21 protein-coding genes and 2 other annotated features are annotated in these 20986 nt (G+C 40.6%); of the genes, 17 read left to right on the plus strand and 4 right to left on the minus strand.

From position 1 onward, the window contains the following. Window positions 1–197 precede the first annotated feature (197 nt). Both thrS and coaW read left to right on the plus strand, forming a co-directional pair. Window positions 198–2129 (plus strand): threonine--tRNA ligase, encoded by a 1932-nt coding sequence (thrS, locus tag NSQ61_RS01320; RefSeq protein WP_066247800.1) that lies wholly within the window; start codon window positions 198–200, stop codon window positions 2127–2129. A gap of 55 nt (window positions 2130–2184) precedes the next feature. Further along, window positions 2185–2988 (plus strand): type II pantothenate kinase, encoded by an 804-nt coding sequence (coaW, locus tag NSQ61_RS01325; protein ID WP_327856511.1) that lies wholly within the window; start codon window positions 2185–2187, stop codon window positions 2986–2988. A gap of 20 nt (window positions 2989–3008) precedes the next feature. On the opposite strand, the gene NSQ61_RS01330 is transcribed toward coaW, so the two are convergent. Then, the gene (locus tag NSQ61_RS01330; protein WP_063387416.1) at window positions 3009–3188 is read right to left on the minus strand and encodes an H-type small acid-soluble spore protein; all 180 of its coding nucleotides are present in this window, start codon (window positions 3186–3188) and stop codon (window positions 3009–3011) included. Window positions 3189–3367: 179 nt separating this feature from the next. After that, window positions 3368–3498: a sequence feature (ribosomal protein L20 leader region), on the plus strand. 68 nt (window positions 3499–3566) lie between these two features. On the opposite strand from NSQ61_RS01330, the gene infC reads away from it, so the two are divergent. The 4 genes from infC (at window position 3567) to NSQ61_RS01350 (ending at window position 5038) form a co-directional block, all read left to right on the plus strand. After that, a complete protein-coding gene (gene infC, locus NSQ61_RS01335) occupies window positions 3567–4088 on the plus strand; it encodes a translation initiation factor IF-3 (protein ID WP_222422773.1) in 522 nt (173 codons plus the stop codon). A 15-nt stretch (window positions 4089–4103) separates the two neighbouring features. Beyond that, the gene (rpmI, locus tag NSQ61_RS01340) at window positions 4104–4304 is read left to right on the plus strand and encodes a 50S ribosomal protein L35 (RefSeq protein WP_063387419.1); all 201 of its coding nucleotides are present in this window, start codon (window positions 4104–4106) and stop codon (window positions 4302–4304) included. A gap of 34 nt (window positions 4305–4338) precedes the next feature. Then, window positions 4339–4698, plus strand: a complete 360-nt coding sequence (gene rplT / locus NSQ61_RS01345; RefSeq protein ID WP_063387420.1) for a 50S ribosomal protein L20 — start codon at window positions 4339–4341, stop codon at window positions 4696–4698. A gap of 148 nt (window positions 4699–4846) precedes the next feature. Next, window positions 4847–5038: a hypothetical protein gene (locus tag NSQ61_RS01350; RefSeq protein WP_130156128.1), complete on the plus strand. Its 192-nt coding sequence runs from the start codon at window positions 4847–4849 to the stop codon at window positions 5036–5038. A gap of 277 nt (window positions 5039–5315) precedes the next feature. Here NSQ61_RS01350 and NSQ61_RS01355 read toward each other — a convergent pair whose 3' ends face one another. After that, entirely contained in the window at window positions 5316–5726 is a 411-nt protein-coding gene (locus NSQ61_RS01355) for a hypothetical protein (RefSeq protein ID WP_063387422.1), read from the minus strand. Between the two features lie 122 nt (window positions 5727–5848). On the opposite strand from NSQ61_RS01355, the gene NSQ61_RS01360 reads away from it, so the two are divergent. Further along, complete coding sequence (locus NSQ61_RS01360) at window positions 5849–6337, plus strand: dUTP diphosphatase (protein ID WP_063387423.1); 489 nt, start codon at window positions 5849–5851, stop codon at window positions 6335–6337. Window positions 6338–6386: 49 nt separating this feature from the next. Beyond that, entirely contained in the window at window positions 6387–7472 is a 1086-nt protein-coding gene (locus tag NSQ61_RS01365) for a M42 family metallopeptidase (protein WP_063387424.1), read from the plus strand. 14 nt (window positions 7473–7486) lie between these two features. On the opposite strand, the gene sspI is transcribed toward NSQ61_RS01365, so the two are convergent. After that, window positions 7487–7711, minus strand: coding sequence for a small acid-soluble spore protein SspI (gene sspI / locus NSQ61_RS01370; protein ID WP_063387425.1), 225 nt, complete (start codon window positions 7709–7711; stop codon window positions 7487–7489). 97 nt (window positions 7712–7808) lie between these two features. Between sspI and NSQ61_RS01375 the strand changes: the two genes are divergently transcribed. From NSQ61_RS01375 to pheT, 3 genes are all read left to right on the plus strand, one after another. Further along, window positions 7809–8561 carry a TrmH family RNA methyltransferase gene (locus NSQ61_RS01375; RefSeq protein WP_094246319.1) on the plus strand — a complete coding sequence of 251 codons (753 nt, stop codon included), beginning with the start codon at window positions 7809–7811 and terminating at the stop codon, window positions 8559–8561. Window positions 8562–8610: 49 nt separating this feature from the next. Next, window positions 8611–8841, plus strand: a binding site (T-box leader). Window positions 8842–8887: 46 nt separating this feature from the next. Next, the gene (pheS, locus tag NSQ61_RS01380) at window positions 8888–9922 is read left to right on the plus strand and encodes a phenylalanine--tRNA ligase subunit alpha (RefSeq protein WP_063387428.1); all 1035 of its coding nucleotides are present in this window, start codon (window positions 8888–8890) and stop codon (window positions 9920–9922) included. Window positions 9923–9936: 14 nt separating this feature from the next. After that, window positions 9937–12348, plus strand: a complete 2412-nt coding sequence (gene pheT, locus NSQ61_RS01385; protein ID WP_340805755.1) for a phenylalanine--tRNA ligase subunit beta — start codon at window positions 9937–9939, stop codon at window positions 12346–12348. Window positions 12349–12475: 127 nt separating this feature from the next. Here pheT and rnhC read toward each other — a convergent pair whose 3' ends face one another. Next, window positions 12476–13375: a ribonuclease HIII gene (gene rnhC, locus NSQ61_RS01390; protein ID WP_340805757.1), complete on the minus strand. Its 900-nt coding sequence runs from the start codon at window positions 13373–13375 to the stop codon at window positions 12476–12478. A 151-nt stretch (window positions 13376–13526) separates the two neighbouring features. Between rnhC and zapA the strand changes: the two genes are divergently transcribed. The 6 genes from zapA (at window position 13527) to ltrA (ending at window position 20949) form a co-directional block, all read left to right on the plus strand. Continuing rightward, entirely contained in the window at window positions 13527–13784 is a 258-nt protein-coding gene (gene zapA, locus NSQ61_RS01395) for a cell division protein ZapA (RefSeq protein WP_340805758.1), read from the plus strand. Between the two features lie 8 nt (window positions 13785–13792). Then, window positions 13793–14341 carry a CvpA family protein gene (locus tag NSQ61_RS01400; protein WP_063387432.1) on the plus strand — a complete coding sequence of 183 codons (549 nt, stop codon included), beginning with the start codon at window positions 13793–13795 and terminating at the stop codon, window positions 14339–14341. A 120-nt stretch (window positions 14342–14461) separates the two neighbouring features. Beyond that, window positions 14462–16180 (plus strand): DNA polymerase/3'-5' exonuclease PolX, encoded by a 1719-nt coding sequence (gene polX, locus NSQ61_RS01405; RefSeq protein ID WP_327847822.1) that lies wholly within the window; start codon window positions 14462–14464, stop codon window positions 16178–16180. Window positions 16181–16209: 29 nt separating this feature from the next. Further along, on the plus strand, window positions 16210–18570 hold the full coding sequence (locus tag NSQ61_RS01410) for an endonuclease MutS2 (RefSeq protein WP_066247785.1): 2361 nt from the start codon (window positions 16210–16212) through the stop codon (window positions 18568–18570). 23 nt (window positions 18571–18593) lie between these two features. Beyond that, complete coding sequence (locus NSQ61_RS01415; protein WP_063387435.1) at window positions 18594–19004, plus strand: DUF350 domain-containing protein; 411 nt, start codon at window positions 18594–18596, stop codon at window positions 19002–19004. 685 nt (window positions 19005–19689) lie between these two features. Next, a complete protein-coding gene (gene ltrA, locus NSQ61_RS01420; RefSeq protein ID WP_340808025.1) occupies window positions 19690–20949 on the plus strand; it encodes a group II intron reverse transcriptase/maturase in 1260 nt (419 codons plus the stop codon). The last annotated feature ends 37 nt before the right edge of the window (window positions 20950–20986 follow it).

Here is a 20986-nt window from a genome sequence, read left to right on the forward strand (position 1 = left end):
GCTCTTACCACCTCTAAACTTCAGCTGTGAACGGCTTTTGCCAAGTAATAGCTGGCGGATTGTTCCGTTATCAAAATGAGCCGCGCAAAGTTTTGAGCGGGAACTAGGGTGGAACCACGGGTTTTACATACAACACTCGTCCCTTCTTTTAGGGACGGGTGTTTATTTTTGCAAGAAAAAACAAAGGAGGAAAGAAGATGAAAGAAGCCATTAAAATTACTTTTCCAGACGGTTCTGTAAAAGAATTTCCGTACGGAACAACAACGGAAGAAATCGCTGCATCCATCAGCCCTGGATTAAAGAAAAAAGCCATTGCAGGTAAAATAAATGGAAAGCTTATTGACTTAAAAACCCCGATTGAACAAGACGGCCAGATTGAAATTTTGACGCCTGATACAAAAGAAGCGTTAGAAATTTTACGACATAGTACAGCACATTTAATGGCGCAAGCGATTAAACGGCTTTACCCAAATGTAAAATTGGGAGTTGGGCCCGTCATTGAAAACGGTTTTTATTATGATATCGATATGGATGAAACGATCTCACACGAAGATTTGCCTAAAATCGAAAAAGAAATGAAAAAAATTGTCGGCGAAAATTTGCCGGTTATTCGTAAAGAAGTAAGCCGCGATGAAGCAAAAAAAATGTATGAGGAAATCGGCGACCATTTAAAGCTTGAGCTTATCGATGATATTCCGGAAGGCGAAATCATTTCCATATATGAGCAAGGAGAATTTTTCGATCTATGCCGAGGAGTCCACGTTCCTTCTACCGGAAAAATAAAGGAATTTAAATTGCTCAGCGTAGCCGGCGCCTACTGGCGTGGAGACAGCAAAAACAAAATGCTTCAACGCATATACGGTACAGCATTTTTTACAAAAGAAGAGCTTAAAGAACATCTCCGCATGCTTGAAGAAGCGAAAGAGCGGGATCATCGCAAGCTTGGAAAAGAATTAAACCTGTTTACCACTTCTCAAAAGGTTGGACAAGGCTTGCCGCTTTGGCTGCCAAAAGGTGCAACTATCCGCCGGATTATCGAACGCTATATTGTTGATAAAGAAATTAAACTCGGATACCAGCATGTATACACACCTGTTCTCGGCAGCGTCGATCTTTATAAAGCTTCCGGCCATTGGGACCATTATCAAGATGATATGTTTCCGCCAATGAAGATGGATAACGAAGAGCTTGTATTGCGTCCGATGAACTGCCCGCATCATATGATGATTTACAAAAATGAAATTCACAGCTATCGGGAATTGCCGATCCGCATTGCAGAACTTGGAACAATGCACAGATACGAAATGTCAGGGGCATTGACAGGGCTGCAGCGTGTTCGCGGGATGACGTTGAACGATGCGCATATTTTCGTGCGGCCGGATCAAATTAAAGACGAATTCATCCGAGTTGTCCGCCTTATTGAAGAGGTATACGAGGATTTTGGTATAAAAGATTATTCGTTCCGATTATCTTACCGCGATCCTGAGGATAAAGAAAAATATTATGATGATGATGAAATGTGGGAAAAGGCCCAGTCGATGCTGAAAGCCGCAATGGACGAACTCGGGCTGGATTATTATGAAGCGGAAGGTGAAGCGGCATTTTACGGACCGAAATTGGATGTACAAGTGCGGACGGCTTTAGGAAAAGATGAAACATTATCGACTGTTCAGCTAGATTTTCTCCTTCCGGAACGGCTTGATTTAACATATGTTGGCGAAGACGGCAAACATCATCGGCCAGTTGTTATTCACCGCGGAGTTGTTTCAACGATGGAACGGTTTGTTGCCTTCTTAATTGAGGAATATAAAGGCGCCTTCCCAACTTGGCTTGCACCTGTGCAAGTGAAAGTCATCCCTGTTTCGCCGGAAGTGCATCTTGATTATGCCAAAACGGTAGAACAGCGTCTTCAGCAAGAAGGCTTGCGTGTTGAAGTCGATATTCGGGATGAAAAAATCGGCTATAAAATTCGTGAGGCACAAATGCAAAAAATCCCGTACATGGTCGTTGTCGGTGATCAAGAAGCAGAAAATGAGACGGTCAATGTCAGAAAGTATGGAGAACAAAAATCAGAATCCATGCCGCTGGAGACATTTGCTGTATCTGTTGGAAAAGAAGGGAGAAAATAAGGAAATCGGCGTTTGCTGATTTCCTTTTTTTGAAACATAAGCGAGGGGTGTACGGATGGAAATAGTAGGAATTGATGCAGGGGGAAGTTTATTAAAAATTGCTTATGTTGAACATGGGCGATATCGGTATAAATGGTTTCCAATTGATGAAATGGATCAAGCTCTTTCTTGGATGAAGAGATTGAAGCCGGCTGCCCGCTATAGAATAACAGGAGGCAGAGCTGCAAAAGTAAAAGAAAAATTGACCGGAGCTGATGTGACCTTTATTCCAGAATTTGATTCAGTTTGTATAGGAACAAGAGAGCTTTTAGTAGAAGAAGGAAAGGAGCCAAAGAGCGATTTTTTAATCGTCAGCATTGGAACGGGAACATCTTTTTTCCTTATGAAGGGCGAGCGTTATGAGCGTTTGCTTGGTAGCGGTATCGGCGGCGGTGTTATTTCCGGTTTAAGCCGGCTCATTTTGCAGGAGAGCAATTTTTATCAAATCGTTGATTTGGCGAAAAAAGGTGATCGAAGCCATGTTGATTTGTTGGTAAAAGATTTGTATGGAGAAGAGGCTCCTCCAATTTTAGGAGATTTAACCGCTGCTAATTTTGGCAATCCGGATTTATCGAGAGCACGGAAAAAAGATGCTGCTGCAGCGTTATTTCAATTGATTGGTGAAACGATCGTTCTTTTGGCAAAGCAATGTGCCGAGCTTCATCAAGTGGACACGTGTGTCTATGTTGGAGCTGCAATTTCGCAAAACCCTCCTTTACAACAAATCATCCAAAGCTTTGATTCCATGACAGGTCTGCAAAGCATATTTTTATCAAACGGTTCTTTTACCGGAGCATTGGGAGCTATTTTATATCAATAATGTTTAAAACAATGGAGGAATTATTTTTCTTCAAGCTCAGAAATATCTACAACCGTACGTTCTTTAAACGGACCTCTTACATGAACGGTTGCTGTTTTTCCATCTTCATTTAGCTGATCAATCCAAACGGAAGCTCCGTTATAGAGAACTTCAATATCAGCGGGCGAGGATAAAATTTGTTTTACGCGGTTTGCATCCATTTCGATCACTCCAATAGTTATATGATATATTGATTATCATGTCCACTCCATTCCGATTTATGTATGTTCATTCAAATAGACTCTTGCATTTTCTGTTTGAATAGTTTAAAATGGTATCGTTTTTGAAGAAATGTTGTTTTGACAAAGCTGCTTTGCCATGGTAGAATATTATAGTCAAGGAGAACAAGCAGAAGCACCCGCTTCTCACCTGATTGACGCACATCGTTGCTGTTGACAGGTTTATACATTGGACAAAAAGTTCGTGTATTCAACGTGTGGGTGCAGTGTGCGTCTACGCGTTTTTTATTTGCATAAACGAATGTATAAGCTCTGTCAAGGCGAACGTGCACTTTGTTTATAAAATCTTGGAGGTGGCTCATTATTAGCAAAGATATGTTAGTAAACGAGGGCATCCGCGCTCGTGAAGTTCGACTGGTCGATCAAAACGGTAATCAGTTAGGCATTAAATCACGGCAAGAAGCGCTTGATATTGCCGCAAATGCCAATTTGGATCTCGTTCTTGTTGCTCCGAATGCAAAACCGCCGGTTGCTCGCATCATGGATTACGGAAAATACCGCTTCGAGCAGCAAAAGAAAGAAAAAGAGGCGCGTAAAAAGCAGAAAGTTATTAATGTGAAGGAAGTCCGCCTAAGCCCAACAATTGAAGAGCATGACTTTAATACAAAGCTTCGCAATGCTCGGAAATTTTTGGAGAAGGGTGACAAGGTGAAAGCATCGATCCGCTTTAAAGGAAGAGCGATTACCCATAAAGAAATCGGCCAACGAGTTCTAGAAAGATTTTCTGAAGCATGCGCTGACATCAGTTCTGTTGAAACGAAGCCGAAAATGGATGGGCGCAGCATGTTTCTAGTGCTAGCACCGAAAAACGAAAAGAAATAGAAGGAGGATCCTTTTATGCCTAAAATGAAAACTCATCGCGGCTCTGCGAAAAGATTTAAAAAAACTGGGAACGGAAATTTGAAACGGTCTCATGCATTTACTAGTCATTTATTCGCTAACAAAACTCAAAAGCAAAAACGCAAACTTCGCAAACCAGCATTAGTAAGCAAAGGTGACTTTAAACGTATTCATCAAATGCTTGACAATATAAAATAATTTTTAACTTCGATTTTTTAGGAGGGAATGCATTATGGCACGTGTTAAAGGCGGTACAGTGACACGCAGACGCCGCAAAAAAATTATTAAGCTTGCAAAAGGTTATTACGGTTCGAAGCATCGTTTATATAAAGTTGCTAACCAGCAAGTAATGAAATCTTTAATGTATGCATACCGTGACCGTCGCCAAAGAAAACGCGATTTCCGTAAGCTTTGGATTACGAGAATCAATGCTGCTGCGCGCATTCACGGTCTTTCCTACAACCGGTTCATGCACGGTTTAAAGCTTGCTGGCATTGAAGTAAACAGAAAAATGCTTGCTGACTTAGCAGTAAATGATGAAAAAGGATTTGCACAACTCGCCGAAACAGCTAAAGCTGAATTAAATAAGTAATCGAAAAAGCAAGCCACCTATAAACGTACATTGCCCTTTGGGCTGGACATAATTGAACAGCACATTATTGATCCCCTTTAAGTAGACGTGTAAAAAATCTGCGCAATGACTCGCGGATGCTGCACTTCTATTTGGAGGGGATTTTTATATGGCTGAAAAGGTAAACGATTATGGCTTTACGTTTCTCAACAGTGAAAAAAGTCAAAAGTTCAAGGGTTTTTTAGGCCGATGCAAAAAATTTAGGTTCTATACTAAATGTTGGGATCAAGAATATCATCAAAATGAAAAAAGCATTTACGAAGCACTCTGTTTTATAATGAAAGTGACCAAACCCAATTAAAAAGGAGACTTCGAAAAATTATAATCAATTACCGAGCTGTTTTACAAAATTTCATAGAGGAAGAGAAAAGGTAATGGGATAAAAATAGAAATGGAAGCTAACAGCAGCTCCCGCAATGGGAACTGCCTTCAGAATGCTTATTTTCTTTTTAAATCAGAAATGTTGCATAGATTGATCAAAAAAGCGACACCATGATCGTCCAGTCATGAACCGCATAGTCTTTTAACGCTGTCAATTTTGAACGGGAATGTCAAGCTGCTCATTCTTTTTTACTGTCTTAAGATAGTGTCGGGAATTCCGATTCGTTCCGATTCAAAAACTCTTTAATTGGACTTTTCCAGTCGATTTTGGCGTAAGGATATGCTTCTTTTATTTTCGATTCTATAAATTGAAAATCTTCTTTTGTAAACCCCCTTAACTTATTTGGAGTAGATGTCCAAATAAAAACGGAGATAACTTCAAAAGAAGTTTCAGTCGTGCCTAAATATTTTTCCCCTTCAAATAAAACTCCTTTATGCGTTAACAAAAAATTTTTGTGGACATTTTCTTTATCATCAAGAAAGAAAAATTTTTTTTGCTCATGAGCCAATTCTAACTTTCGCTTCGGGTTCAATAAATATTTAATGAATGAATAAATTAGGAAAATAATCGCAGCAATTATGAAAAGACGAAGAAGGATGACAATCATTTACTTTAAACCTCCCCGAAGGTCATATTCATACATATACATTACGAAAAAGGAATTGAAGGGGTTTCATTAATGATCACATTTGCTATAATTTTTTTAGATATATTTTAGGGGTTGAGAAAATGGATTTTGAACAGTTATATAAAATGCAAAAAGAATTGGATGAAAAAATTGAAAAGAAACACGGTTTGGAGGAAGAAAGGCTGATCGAGAGAAAAGTTTTAGCCTTGCTTGTCGAAATTGGCGAATTGGCTAATGAAACGCGCTGCTTTAAATTTTGGAGCGTTAAGCCGCCTTCCGACAGAGAGGTTATTTTGGAAGAGTATGTAGACGGCCTTCATTTTTTATTGTCGATCGGCCATGAATTGTATATTGAAAAACTGCCGGAAATGAAAGCAAGAAAAATCGATAAAAGCCTGACCGATCTTTTTTTAAACGTTTATCAAAAAACGGCAAAATTCAGTGAATATTTGTCTGTCCAAGCGTATATCGATTTATTTAACGACTATGTTACACTCGGCTCTGCGCTGGGCTTTTCAGAGGAAGATATTATTTCAGCATACATGGCGAAAAATGAAGTCAATCATGCTAGACAAAATCAAGGATATTAACAATTCCGTTTGGAAAAAATGAAGAATATAAATTAAAGGAGGTTTCAGTGTGGAGAAATGGGATGAAACATTGAAAATGTTAAAGGATTTAACAGACGCGAAAGGCATCGCCGGCAATGAACGGGAAGTCAGAGAAGTAATGAGAGGGTACATAAAAGATTATGCGGATGATATCCAAACGGATGGACTCGGCAGTTTAATTGCCAAAAAAGAAGGAGAATCAGGCGGACCCAAAATTATGATCGCGGGCCATCTTGATGAGGTCGGCTTTATGGTTACGCAAATTGATGATAAAGGGTTCATTCGCTTTCAGCCTGTTGGTGGCTGGTGGAATCAAGTTATGCTCGCACAAAGAGTGACGATTGTCACCCAAAAAGGAGATGTGACCGGCATCATCGGTTCCAAGCCGCCGCATATTTTGCCGGCAGAAGCACGAAAAAAGCCTGTAGAGATCAAAGACATGTTTATTGATATTGGCGCCAGCAGCCGAGAAGAAGCGATGGAATTTGGTGTTCGCCCCGGCGACCAAATTGTGCCTTATTTTGAGTTCACCGTTATGAAAAATGATAAAATCCTTTTGGCGAAAGCTTGGGATAACCGCATCGGTTGTGCAATAGCGATCGAAGTTTTGAAAAAGCTGAAAGGGGTAAACCATCCGAACGTCGTTTACGGTGTAGGAACCGTTCAGGAGGAAGTAGGATTAAGAGGAGCCCGCACATCAGCCCATTATATTGAGCCTGATATTGCTTTCGGCGTAGACGTCGGAATAGCCGGCGACACTCCAGGCATTTCCGAAAAAGAAGCGATGGGAAAAATGGGGAAAGGTCCGCAAATTATTTTATATGATGCTTCTATGGTCTCCCATAAAGGGCTTCGCGATTTTGTCGTAGGGGTCGCTGAAGAATGCGGCATTCCATATCAGTATGATGCTATGCCGGGTGGCGGTACAGACTCCGGATCGATTCATTTAACAGGAAATGGTGTTCCAACGCTTTCCATTACGATTGCAACGCGCTACATTCATACACACGCTGCGATGATTCATCGCGAAGACTTTGAACATACGGTTCAATTATTGACAGAAGTCATTAAACGCCTCGACAAAAAAACGGTTGAAAACATTACGTACAACTAAAAAGCAGGAGCTGGTTATTTCCCAGCTCCAGTCTCTTTTAATCCTTGTTCAAGTGTTTCAACCATTTCCTGCTGATCACGCTGACTTGAATGGTTCCAGATAATTTCAAATAACACGCCTAACCCTGGAAGCATTTTTTCTTCCTTGCTATTGATGGCATCAACGATCGTTTCTCTCAGCTCGTCTTTTGAATTTTGCGATATGTTGGCAATGACTGCATTGCGCAAATCAAAATTCATATCCTTCACCTCGTTTTTCTTCATTCTTCTTTATTTTTTCTTTTGTTTTCTATAATATGTATATGAAATGAACTATCAGTTGAAGGAGACACCATCATTGAAACGGATTGCGTCAACTAAAAATGAAAGAGTAAAAGAATGGAAAAAGCTGCAATCAAGAAAAAAACGGGAAGAGCGCGGGCTGTTTTTAATTGAAGGCTTGCATTTAATCGAGGAAGCTCTCAAATACAAATCAATTGTTCAAGAGTTAATTGTTTTAGACGGAGCGAAGCTGCCAAATCATTTTTTCGAAGGTACTATTCCGACAACGATTGTTTCCAAAGAGGTGTTTTCGCTTCTGTCTGAAACGGATTCCCCGCAAGGTGTCATGGCTGTTTGTAAGCAGCTTAGGTGGGAAATCGATTTGAACGCCAAAAAATGGCTGTTAATAGATGCGGTTCAAGACCCAGGAAATCTCGGTACGATCATTCGTACTGCAGATGCGGCTGGAATGGATGTTGTGATTTTAGGTGAAGGGACGGTTGATTTGTACAATAGTAAAACGATCCGGGCGACACAAGGATCAATTTTTCATTTGCCTGTGGTCAATTCGTCATTAAAACAGATTATAAGCAAATTGAAGGAAGAGGAAATTCCTGTATTTGGAACTTCAACAAAAAATGCTGTTTTCTATAAAGAGATCCCTCCATCTGAAACATTTGCCCTCCTTGTAGGAAATGAGGGAAATGGGGTCTCAAAAGAGCTGCTGGATATGACGGATCAAAATTTACACATTCCGATTTATGGAAAAGCGGAGTCATTAAATGTTGCCGTTGCTTCAGCTATTTTCATGTACCATCTTCGCAAATAATGTTGCGCCTTTAATTTCTTTTTTTTATAATTAAAAGCAATTGAATAAAGGAATAACGATGACGGAGAAGAGTAGTTTGCAGGTCGCCATTTAGGGAGAAAATGCCGTAGACTGGAAGCATTTTTATGGTAGAGGCAAACGAATTCACCTCCAGAGTTGACGCCAGGACCATGCGGAAGCATGTAAAGGCGCTCCGGCTGTGCCGTTATGATAATGAAGTGAACAAAGATTCTTTCTTTGTTAATAAGGGTGGTACCGCGAAATTCAACTCGTCCCTTTTTTGGGATGGGTTTTTTTATTTATTTTAAAAAAAAGGAGGAATTTACATGCAGGAAGAATTAACAAAGCTTCGCGATGAAGCGTTGCAAAAGGTACGGGAAGCAACGGATTTAAAACAATTGCAAAATATTCGCGTTCAATATCTTGGAAAAAAAGGACCGATTACCGAAGTTCTTCGAGGAATGGGAAAGCTTTCGAAAGAAGAACGGCCGAAAATAGGTGCGTTAGCAAATGAAATTCGGGAAGTGATTGCCGGGGAAATAACAAGTAAGCAAGAACAACTCGAAAAAGCAGAAATCGAGAAAAAATTACAGCAAGAAACGATTGACGTTACCCTTCCAGGCAGACCGGTTCGAACAGGAAACCATCATCCTCTCCAAGCGGTCATTGAAGAAATTGAAGATTTGTTTATCGGCATGGGATACACAGTAGAGGAAGGTCCAGAAGTTGAAACAGATTATTACAATTTTGAAGCGCTCAATTTGCCGAAAGGCCATCCGGCAAGGGATATGCAAGATTCCTTTTACATAACTGATGAAATTTTGCTGCGCACACACACATCTCCTGTTCAGGCGAGAACGCTAGAAAAATATAAAGGGAAAGGTCCTGTAAAAATCATTTGTCCAGGGAAAGTATACAGACGTGATACAGATGATGCAACGCACTCCCATCAATTTACGCAAATTGAAGGGCTCGTTGTGGATGAAAACATTCGCATGAGCGATTTAAAAGGAACGCTCGAAGTGTTTGCGAAAAAACTGTTCGGTGAAGACAGGCAAATTCGTCTGCGTCCGAGCTTTTTCCCGTTTACTGAACCGTCGGTGGAAGTCGATGTATCCTGTTTTAAATGCTCCATGAAAGGCTGTCATGTATGTAAAGGAACAGGCTGGATTGAAATTTTAGGAGCAGGGATGGTTCATCCAAACGTTTTGGAAATGGCGGGATTCGATTCGAAAAAATACCGTGGTTTTGCATTTGGAATGGGACCGGAACGGATTGCCATGTTGAAATATGGAATTGATGATATTCGTCATTTTTATACAAACGATGTGCGTTTTTTGAAACAGTTTAAACAAGCTTAAAAGGAGGTTTTCTCATGTTCGTTTCATACAAATGGCTCTCTGAATATGTCGATCTAGACATTTCCCCTGAGGAGCTGGCTGAAAAAATAACGAAGAGCGGCATTGAAGTTGAAAATGTTCAAGCTGTTAATGAAGGAATAAAAGATGTTGTAGTTGGACAGGTGCTTGAAAAAGAACAGCATCCAAATGCAGAAAAATTAAGCAAATGTTTAGTTGACATCGGAGAAGGAGAACCAGTGCAAATTATATGCGGCGCCCAAAACGTTGAAAAAGGTCAAAAAGTGCCGGTAGCCAAAGTTGGTGCGGTTTTGCCGGGCAATTTCAAAATTAAACGGGCAAAGCTGCGCGGTGAAGAATCTAACGGTATGATTTGTTCTTTGCAAGAGCTGGGCATTGAAGGAAAGCTTGTCCCAAAAGAGTTTTCTGACGGCATTTTTGTTTTCCCTAGTGATGCTGAAGTTGGAAAAAATGCGATTGAACAGCTGTTTATGGACGATTATGTACTTGAATTAGGTCTTACACCAAACCGTTCTGACTGTTTAAGCATGATCGGTGTTGCCTATGAAGTTGCAGCAATTTTAAAGAAAGAGGTTCGAAAGCCGGAAGTTCATTATGAGGCTGCCGAAGAAAAAGCAACTGATTATATTACTGTGAATGTTGAAGCAAAAGAAGATAATCCATTCTATGTAGCTAAAATTATTAAAAATGTCAAAATTGCCCCTTCCCCTTTATGGATGCAAATGCGCTTAATAAAAGCCGGAATCAGACCGCATAACAACGTCGTCGATATTACAAACTATTGTTTATTAGAATACGGCCAGCCGCTTCATGCGTTTGACTATGACCGGTTCGGATCAAAGGAAATACTCGTTCGCCGCGCACATGACGGAGAGACGATCGTGACCCTTGATGATCAAGAACGAAAGCTTACAAGCGATCACCTTGTGATCACAAATGGCAAAGTACCTGTTGCATTAGCTGGTGTAATGGGAGGGGCCGATTCTGAAGTAAGAGACGATACGACGACCGTTTTGCTTGAGGCCGCCTATTTTAAAGGCAGTGTTGTCCGAAAAGCGTCGAAGGATTTCGGACTTAGAAGTGAAGCGAGCTTGAGATTTGAAAAGGGAGTTGACCCGAACAGGGTAAAAGCTGCAGCAGAGCGGGCAGCACAATTGATCGCAAAATACGCCTCCGGAACTGTTTTAGAAGGTGAAGCAGAATTTCATGATTTTTCAATCGAGAAAAAAGTGATCACCATTTCCGCTGAGAAAATTAACAACGTTTTAGGGACAAACATTGCAGTAGATGAAATAAAAGAAATTTTTGACCGCTTGCAATTTGAAACCGTTGAAGAAAACGGTCTTTTTACAGTAACCGTTCCGACAAGAAGAGGCGATATTGCGATTGAAGAAGATTTAATTGAAGAAGTAGCCCGCCTTTACGGATATGACTATATTCCGTCAACATTGCCTGAAGGATCTTCAACATCCGGAGCATTAACAGACTATCAATTGAAAAGAAGAAAAGTGCGAAAATTTTTGGAAGGCGCCGGGCTTTATCAAGCGATCACATATTCGTTAACGAGCAAAGAAAAGGCGGGACAATTTACGCTGGAGACGTCAAGCTTTACTCAATTAGCATTGCCGATGAGTGAAGAGCGGAGTGTTTTGCGTTTAAGCCTGCTTCCTCATTTGCTTGAGTCCGTAAAATATAATAAAGCGCGGCAAATCGATGATATTCATCTTTATGAAATTGGTTCTGTTTTCATTTCGGACGATGCTTTAGAAAAGCCTTTGGAAAAAGAACGTTTATCAGGCGTCATGACGGGTCACTACGTTTATCACCCATGGCAAGGGGAAAAAACAAAAGTTGATTTTTATGTTGTGAAAGGAATTTTAGACGGTTTATTTGATCTGCTTGGACTGTTGGATGAAATTGAGTATAAACAGGCAAAACGTGAAGGGCTGCATCCCGGCAGAACGGCAGATATTTATTTAAACGGATCATTCATCGGATTTGTCGGCGAATTAAATCCGGAAGTTGAAAAAGAGTATGATTTAGATGAAACATATGTTTTTGAGCTGAAGCTAGCCGATCTCATTCAATATGAAGCTAAGCCAGTCATATATACGCCGATTCCAAGGTTCCCATCCATTACAAGGGATATCGCCTTAGTCGTTGATCAGCATGTGCATGCTGGCGAGCTTCAAGAAACGATCCGGGAAGCGGGCGGAAAACTGTTAAAAGAGATTTCCATTTTCGATGTGTATGAAGGAGAACGTTTGGGAGAAGGGAAAAAATCGATCGCATTTTCAATCCGCTACTACGATCCTGAACGAACATTGACGGATGAGGAAGCAGCAAAAGCTCATGAAAAAGTAATTAAGGCGGTAGAGGAAAAATTTTCAGCAGTTCTTCGCAGCTAACGCAGGACGATAAATCCCTAAAATAATTCCAGCTAACAAATGAAGGTGCAGATAGCACCTTCATTTTTATTGAAATCATAAATTGGTCCTGCTAACCTCCGAAAATAAGATTTCCGGATTCGTCATTTCAATTCAATAGATTCAAAGCTTTTTCGGTGTTGGCAAAATGAAGCTTTGCCATTTTGCCAAGTGTGTTTTTCCCTTTTTCCTTTATTAATTTGGCAGCAGCTTCATCAACAGTATGGCTGGCTCCTTTTGGCAAATAAAATCCGGCTGCGTTGGATAAGCTGTTTAATTCTTTTAAAAAAGCATATCTTGCGATAATGGATGCTGCAGAGACAGATATGTGTATATGCTCCGCCTTCGGTTTAAAGATGGTTATGTCTTTAAACGGAACATCCCGGTCTTTAAGATATTGAAAGTAAACATTCGGCTCTGCAAACTGATCGATCAACACAGCTTCTGGTTTATCAGGAGAAATTTTCTTGAGTAAATGATGAATCGCTTGATTATGAAGGATAGCTTTCAATTTCCCTTGGTTCATTCCAGATTTTTGCAATTGATTGTATTTTTCATTGCGCAAAATTAAGAGGCTGTACGGAACTGTCTCTATTAAAGTGTTGGCGATTGAAAAAACTTGTTTGTCTGTCAAAGCCTTTGAATCTTTTACTCCAAGCTGCTGAACCAGTTTTCTTTTTTCTTTAGGGACAAATACTGCAGCAACCGTGATCGGTCCAAAATAATCCCCCGTTCCTGCTTCATCAGAGCCGATGACTGACATCTGTTGAAGCTCATCCTCTGTTTGAGAAGGGGCTGTTTTTGCTGTTTTTTCCCATCTGTTTGCTTCCTGCTGAGCGGCAGATCCTTGAAAAAGCACTTTTCCCGACTTGTAAGCAGTGATCGTACAGTTTGTCAATTTGGCAGAAAAGACGGCACCTGGAGGGGTTCTGTCTATAATGAAAGGATTATAAAAATCTTTCAAAGTTTGAATTCCCCCATGATCAACTTTTATGACGATATTGGACAATAAAAAACGCCTCGCTTTCCTAAAATGGATGCTATATTATTGTACCCTTTCTTTTGTTCTTCTTTCCATCTTTTCGACAAACATGTTATGATTATGATTAGGATTTTGAATCATTTTGCGATATTTTTTCATAGAGGATGGAGGATTCGCTTTGTCTGATCAACCTAAAAATAAAGCGACTGTTTATATATATGGACAGCAGTATTCGATTGTTGGAAATGAGAGCGTAAATCATATGAAGCTTGTCGCTTCAATTGTTGACGAAAAAATGCGGGAAATCAGTCAAAAAAACCCATCTCTAGATTTAAACAAGCTGGCAGTACTAACTGCGGTTAATGTTGTTCATGATTATCTCAAATTAAAGGAGAAATTTGAAGAACTAGAAAAGCAACTTCAAGAAAAGGATTGAAATTTAAAATGCTTGACTTGATCATTTTATTTTTCTTAGTATTCGGATTGCTCACTGGCCTTAAAAGGGGATTTATTCTCCAAGTAGTTTATTTATCAAGTGTTATAGTGTCTTTCATAATTGCCAGAACATATTTTGACGATCTTGCTCCTAAACTGGAATTATGGGTACCGTATCCAAATATAGGAGATTCAAATGCTGCTCTATCTATATTGACAGGGGGCCATTTGGAGGAAGCTTACTATCGCGGAGTTGCATTCGTGCTTTTGTTTATCGGATCAAAAATAGCGCTTCACATCATCGGATCTATGTTTGATTTTGTTGCGATGCTTCCAATACTTAAGCAAATCAACCGCTTGCTGGGTGCGGTTTTAGGTTTTGCGGAAACTTACCTCATTTTATTCATTCTGCTTTTTTTGGCAGCGCTCATTCCAGCCGAGCAAATTCAAAATCTTATCGATAAATCGCTGCTGGCTGATTTAATTGTCAATCATACCCCTGTCTTATCTGATAAAATTCACGATCTTTGGATCGGCTATTTCGGTAAAGGAAGTTAGACGTAAAGGGACGATGGAAACATCTTTATTTAGACCCCCATCGTCCTTCTCTGTTTCTATTAAATAGTTCAATAGCAGGTGATTTTTATATTGTTTAAGATTCAAGAGGTGACGTAAAACATGACGGTTCACAAAAAGGATGTTGTCAGCCTGTTAAAGAAAATTGCGGTATATATGGAGTTAAAAGGCGAAAACCCTTTTAAAATCTCCGCGTTTTATAAAGCTGCCAATGCCCTTGAAAGGGATGCGAGAAGCCTATCAGACATCCACGATTTTACTTTAATCAGTGGGATTGGGAAAGGAACGAGTGCAGTCATCGAAGAATTCATAAAAACCGGCGAGTCAAAAACGCTGCAAACCTTGCAAAAGGAAGTTCCTGAAGGGTTAATCCCTCTTCTTCAATTGCCAGGGCTGGGCGGAAAGAAGATTGCAAAATTGTACAAGGATTTAGGTGTTGTGGACATCGATTCTTTAAAAAAAGCCTGTGAAGAACATAAAGTGCAAAGTTTACAAGGTTTTGGAAAAGTAACGGAAGAAAAAATATTGGCTGCGATCGATGAAATGAATAAAAAACCGGGCCGACTGCCTCTTGCTTATATGCTGCCGATTGCAGAAAAAATAGAGAAATTTTTAGAAAAAGGACAAGGAAACGGAATAGTTCGCTTTTCTCGCGCAGGAAGCTTAAGAAGAATGAAAGAAACGATAAAAGACCTTGACTTTATTATTGCGGCGGAAAATAAAGAAGCTGTGCGAGATTACATTTTAACAATGCCGAATATAACTGAAATCATTGCGAAAGGCGATACGAAAATATCGATTGAACTCAAGTTTGATGTCAAGGTTCAGGTCGATTTTCGCATCGTGCACCCAAAGGAATTCATTTCGGCTTTGCACCATTTTACAGGCTCAAAAGAGCATAATGTAAAAATGCGCCAGCTAGCGAAGGAAAGAGGAGAAAAAATAAGCGAATACGGCGTAGAAATAATAGAATCCGGAGAAGTGCTCACATTTGAGTCAGAAAAAGAGCTGTATGCACACTTTCAGCTTCCCTACATTCCGCCAGAGGTTCGGGAAGATGGGGAGGAAGTGGAAAAATACAAAGGAAATCTTATTTCGCTCGAGGAAATAAAGGGAGATCTCCATATGCATTCAACATGGAGCGACGGCGCTCATTCAATCAAGGAAATGGCTGAGGCTGCTAAAAGAAAAGGCTACAAGTACATCGCGATTACAGATCACTCGCAATTTTTAAAAGTAGCCAACGGCTTGACTCCTGAGCAGCTGAAAGAACAAAAAGAAGAAATTGACATGTTGAATGAACAATATTCTGATTTTACGATTTTCAGAGGAATCGAGATGGATATTTTGCCGGACGGTACACTTGATTATGACGACGATTGTCTAAAAGAGCTAGATATAGTTATTGCATCGATCCATTCGAACTTTTCCCAGCCGCAGAGTGTAATTATGAAAAGGCTGAAAGCAGCCCTATATAATTACCATGTTGATATTATCGCTCATCCGACTGGAAGGTTAATTGGGCGAAGAGAAGGATACGATGTTGATATAGAAATGCTTTTAGAACTTGCAAAGGAAACAGATACTATTTTAGAATTGAACGCAAATCCGAACAGGCTTGACTTATGTGTAGAACATTTGAAAAAAGCGAAGGAATACGGTGTAAAGGTTGTGATTAATACAGATGCCCACAGCATAAACATGCTAGAACATATGGAGATAGGGGTTGCGTATGCGCGAAAAGCTTTCATTCAGCCGGATGACGTTGTGAATACGTGGGATGTTGAACAATTAAAGCAATTTTTAAAAAAGAAAGACTGACCATTCAACTGTCAGGAGGTTTTGAGAAGTTGCAGGAACGAGTGTTACATGTTTTGGAATTTAATAAAATAAGAGAACAGCTGAAAGAGCATGCTTCTTCTTCTTTAGGAAAAGAGAAAGCGTTAAAGCTTATGCCGTCAGGAGACATCAACGAAGTACTGAAGAGGCAGGAGCAGACAGATGAAGCACTAACAGTGCTCCGATTGAAAGGCTCTGCCCCTTTCGGAGGATTAAGCGACATACGGCCGAGTGTAAAGCGTGCGCAAATAGGCGGAACTTTAGGTCCGCAAGAGCTTGTGGCTGTTTCTGCCGTGTTATATGCTTCAAGACAAATGAAGCAATTTATTGAAAAGTTGACTCAAGAAGAGGAGGTTTCACTTCCTCATTTAGAACAATTGGTCAGCGAAATCGGAATTTATTTAAAAGAAGAAAAAGAAATTCAACGTTGCATACGCGATGACGGGGAAATTGTTGATGATGCGAGCGATAAATTAAAAGCGATAAGAGGTCAAATCCGTACACTGGAGGCTCGTATTCGCGAAAAGCTGGAATCGATCATTCGCTCCCCATCTGCACAAAAAAATCTTTCGGATGCCATTATTACGATTCGAAATGACCGCTATTGCATTCCTGTCAAACAAGAATATAGAGGAGTTTACGGAGGAATCGTCCATGATCAATCTTCCTCAGGAGCAACTCTGTTTATTGAGCCGCAGGCTATCGTAGAAGCGAACAACTCTTTAAATGAAGCGCGGATTAAGGAAAGGCGCGAAATTGAACGGATCTTAACGGAATTGTCGAAAATGGTTGCTGACATAAGCAAGGGAATCATTCATAATATCACTGTAATGGGTGAAATCGATTTTATGTTTGCCAAGGCATTGTATGCTAAAAAATTAAAGGCTACAAAGCCAAATATAAATGATCGTGGCATTATGAAGCTGTATAAAGCCCGCCATCCTCTTATTGACCCTGAAACCGTTGTGCCAAATACAATTGAACTTGGGGAAGATTTTCAATCGATTGTCATTACCGGTCCAAACACCGGCGGTAAAACGGTGACGCTGAAGACAATTGGACTGCTCGCACTAATGGCGCAATCAGGTCTGCAAATCCCTGCTGAAGAAGGATCTACAATGCCGGTATTTGAGGCAGTTTACGCAGATATTGGGGATGAACAGTCAATTGAACAAAATTTGAGTACATTTTCTTCTCATATGGTGAACATCGTCAAAATTTTACAGGAACTTAATGATCGCTCACTCGTACTATTTGATGAACTTGGGGCAGGTACAGATCCTGGGGAAGGTGCCGCTCTAGCCATTGCAATTTTGGATGAAGCTTTAAACAGAGGAGCGCAAGTTGTTGCAACCACCCACTATCCCGAATTGAAAGCATACGGATTTAACCGTAAGGGCGTGATCAATGCAAGCGTTGAGTTTGATGTCGACACATTATCGCCGACGTATAAATTGTTGATCGGTGTACCTGGCCGAAGCAATGCGTTTGAAATATCAAAAAGGCTTGGATTGAGCAAAGAAATTATTGAGCGCGCCAAATCGTTCATGAGCGCTGACAGATCCAAAACGGATGCAATGATTGCCTCCCTTGAGGAAAGCAAAAAACGTGCTGAAGAGGATTGGATGGAAGCTGAAAAAACGCTGAAAGAAGCAGAAAAACTTCATAAAGAACTACAAGAACAAATCATTGAATTTAATAAGCAGAAAGACCGCCTATATCAAGAAGCTGAGGAAATGGTGAAAAAAAGGCTGGAAGAAGCGCAAAAAGAAGCAGATCAGATTATTCAAAAATTGAAAAACATGCAAAAAGAGCACAGTTCAGCTATTAAAGAGCATGAATTAATAGAAGCAAAAAAGCGGCTTGAATATGCAGCGCCTGAATTTATAAATACTGAACAAAAATCTGAAAAACAAAAAAGCAAAAAGCAGCTGCGCCCCGGCGATGAGGTAAAAGTGATCAACTTAAATCAAAAAGGACATCTGCTTGAAAAAGCAAATGAAAGTGAATGGCTTGTACAAATTGGAATATTGAAAATGAAAGTAAAAGAAGAAGATCTTGAATATATTGGCAGCCCGAAACAAGAGGGAGAAAAAACGCTCGCAACAGTAAAAGGGAAGGATTTTCATGTTTCATTAGAACTTGATTTGCGGGGAGAGCGATATGAAGATGCGCTCATCCGTCTTGAAAAATATATTGACGATTGTCTTCTCGCAGGATATCCGCGGGCGCACATTATTCATGGCAAAGGGACGGGCGCTTTAAGAAAAGGGGTGCGGGAATTTTTGCAAAACCACCGCGCTGTTAAAAACGTCCGTTTCGGTGAAGCAAATGAAGGCGGAACAGGTGTTACGATTGTGGAGTTCAAATAAACTTTTCTTTAAGGAGAGTAAACATGAATCTGTTTTGGGAAAACGTATATGTTCAAACTGCTGCTAATTATAGTGTTGTCATATTGTGCGGGGTTTTATTTTTAGTCATTTTTGAATTGGTGACGAAATATAAAAACTGGGAAGAAATCCAAAAAGGCAATGTGGCTGTTGCAATGGCAACAGGCGGCAAAATTTTCGGGATTTCAAACGTTTTCCGCTTCTCAATTGAACAGCATGACGGTCTTTTTGAAATGATTGGCTGGGGCTTTTACGGATTTGCCTTGCTCTTAATCGGATATTTTATTTTTGAATTTCTGACTCCTAAATTTAATATTGATGATGAAATTCAAAAGGATAACCGTGCAGTTGGCTTTATCTCAATGGTCATATCCATAGGCTTGTCCTTTGTAATCGGAGCAGGAATTACAAATTAGGAGAGGGGAACATGGAAACGCTGGCTAAAATTTTATTTGGTTTGTGCGGTCTGTTTATTGCGATCGGTATTATTTATATGGTGTTTTTTGCTTGAAAAAGCGGAGAAAAGAAAAGGTCTCCGCTTTTTCTTGTGTGCGCCCGGCATGGGTGTAATCTATAGGGTGAAAGTCCCGAGCTGCGAAGGCAGAAGTAGCAGTTAGCTTAACGCAAGGGTGTCCGTGGTGACGCGGAATCTGAAGGAAGCGAGCGGCAAACTTCCGGTCTGAGGAACACGAACTTCATATGAGGCTAGGTATCACTGGGTGAGTTTGCACAACAAAACAAAGCCCTTTCTGCCGAAGGTGATACAAAGTAAATGAAGCAGATGGATGGAAGGAAAGATTACACTCTTACCCGGGGAGGTCTGGCTGGCACGCCAAGTAACCTTGGTAACCTATCTAGTGATAGATAGCTGAACAGTCAGAAGTCAGCAGAAGTCATAGTACTCTTTCAAGCTCGAGATGGAAGAGGAAGGACTGAACAATTAAGGAGAACGAATCGCTAGGCGTTCATCTTCTGTGTGGAAGCAGACAATCCGATAGGACTTACTTGAAGGAGGAAGTGGTGAATCCCACGGGGGACTTCAAGAGGGTGGAGCAGAAGATGGCACAAATAGAAGAATTCGTTCACGTGGAGAGGATATCAATGTTGATGGAAATGATTTTGTCACGGGAAAATCTCCTGGCGGCACTGAAACGAGTCGAACAGAATAAAGGAGGTCACGGAGTAGATGGCATGTCCGTAAAAGACCTACGAAGACACCTCTACGAAAATTGGGACTCCATTCGACAGTCGTTGAGAGAAGGAACCTACAAGCCCTTACCCGTCCGTCGAGTCGAAATCCCGAAACCGAACGGTGGAGTAAGGCTTCTAGGGATCCCTACCGTGACGGATCGTTTCATCCAACAAGCGATTGCCCAAGTGTTGACGAAAATCTTTGATCCGACCTTCTCGAACCATAGCTATGGTTTCCGCCCAGGTAGAAGGGGACATGATGCGGTTAGGGAAGCAAAGGGTTATATCAAAGAAGGATATCGTTGGGTAGTCGATATAGACCTAGAGAAATTCTTTGACAAGGTGAATCACGACAAACTGATGGGGATCTTGGCGAAAACGATCAAAGATCGAATTCTACTGAAGGTAATTCGCCGGTATCTTCAATCAGGCGTGATGATCAATGGAGTGGTAATGGAAACGGACATGGGAACGCCTCAAGGCGGCCCGCTTAGTCCACTTTTATCAAACGTCATGCTTCATGAATTGGATAAGGAGCTTGAGAAACGTGGACATAAGTTTGTTCGGTATGCGGATGACTGTAACATCTATGTGAAAACAAAGAAAGCAGGAATTCGTGTCATGAACTCCATTACGAACTTTATAGAGAAGGAGTTAAAGCTCAAGGTAAATAGAGAGAAATCGGCGGTAGACCGTCCTTGGAAACGGAAGTTTCTCGGTTTCAGCTTCACACTCAATAAGACTCCAAAGGTACGGATTGCGAACGAAAGTGTGAAACGTTTGAAGAACAAGATCCGTGAAATTACATCAAGATCGAAACCGTATCCAATGGAGAAAAGGATTGAGAAACTGAACAAGTATTTAATGGGATGGTGCGGATATTTTGCCTTGGCAGAAACACCAAGTAAGTTCAAAGAATTTGATGAATGGATTAGACGAAGGCTTCGGATGTGTTTGTGGAAAGAATGGAAAACCCCGAAAACAAGAATTCGGAAACTCAGAGGATTAGGGGTTCCAAGCCATAAAGCATTCGAATGGGGCAATACACGCAAGAAATATTGGCGGATTGCCTGCAGTCCCATTCTACACAAAACCCTCGACAACTCCTATTGGAAGCGTCGAGGGTTAAGAAGTCTATTCGAAAGATATCAAGCACTACGTCATACTTAATTGAACCGCCGTATACCGAACGGTACGTACGGTGGTG

This window comes from Aeribacillus sp. FSL K6-1121, assembly GCF_038003725.1.
GTDB classification, from domain to species: Bacteria; Bacillota; Bacilli; order Bacillales; family Aeribacillaceae; genus Aeribacillus; species Aeribacillus composti.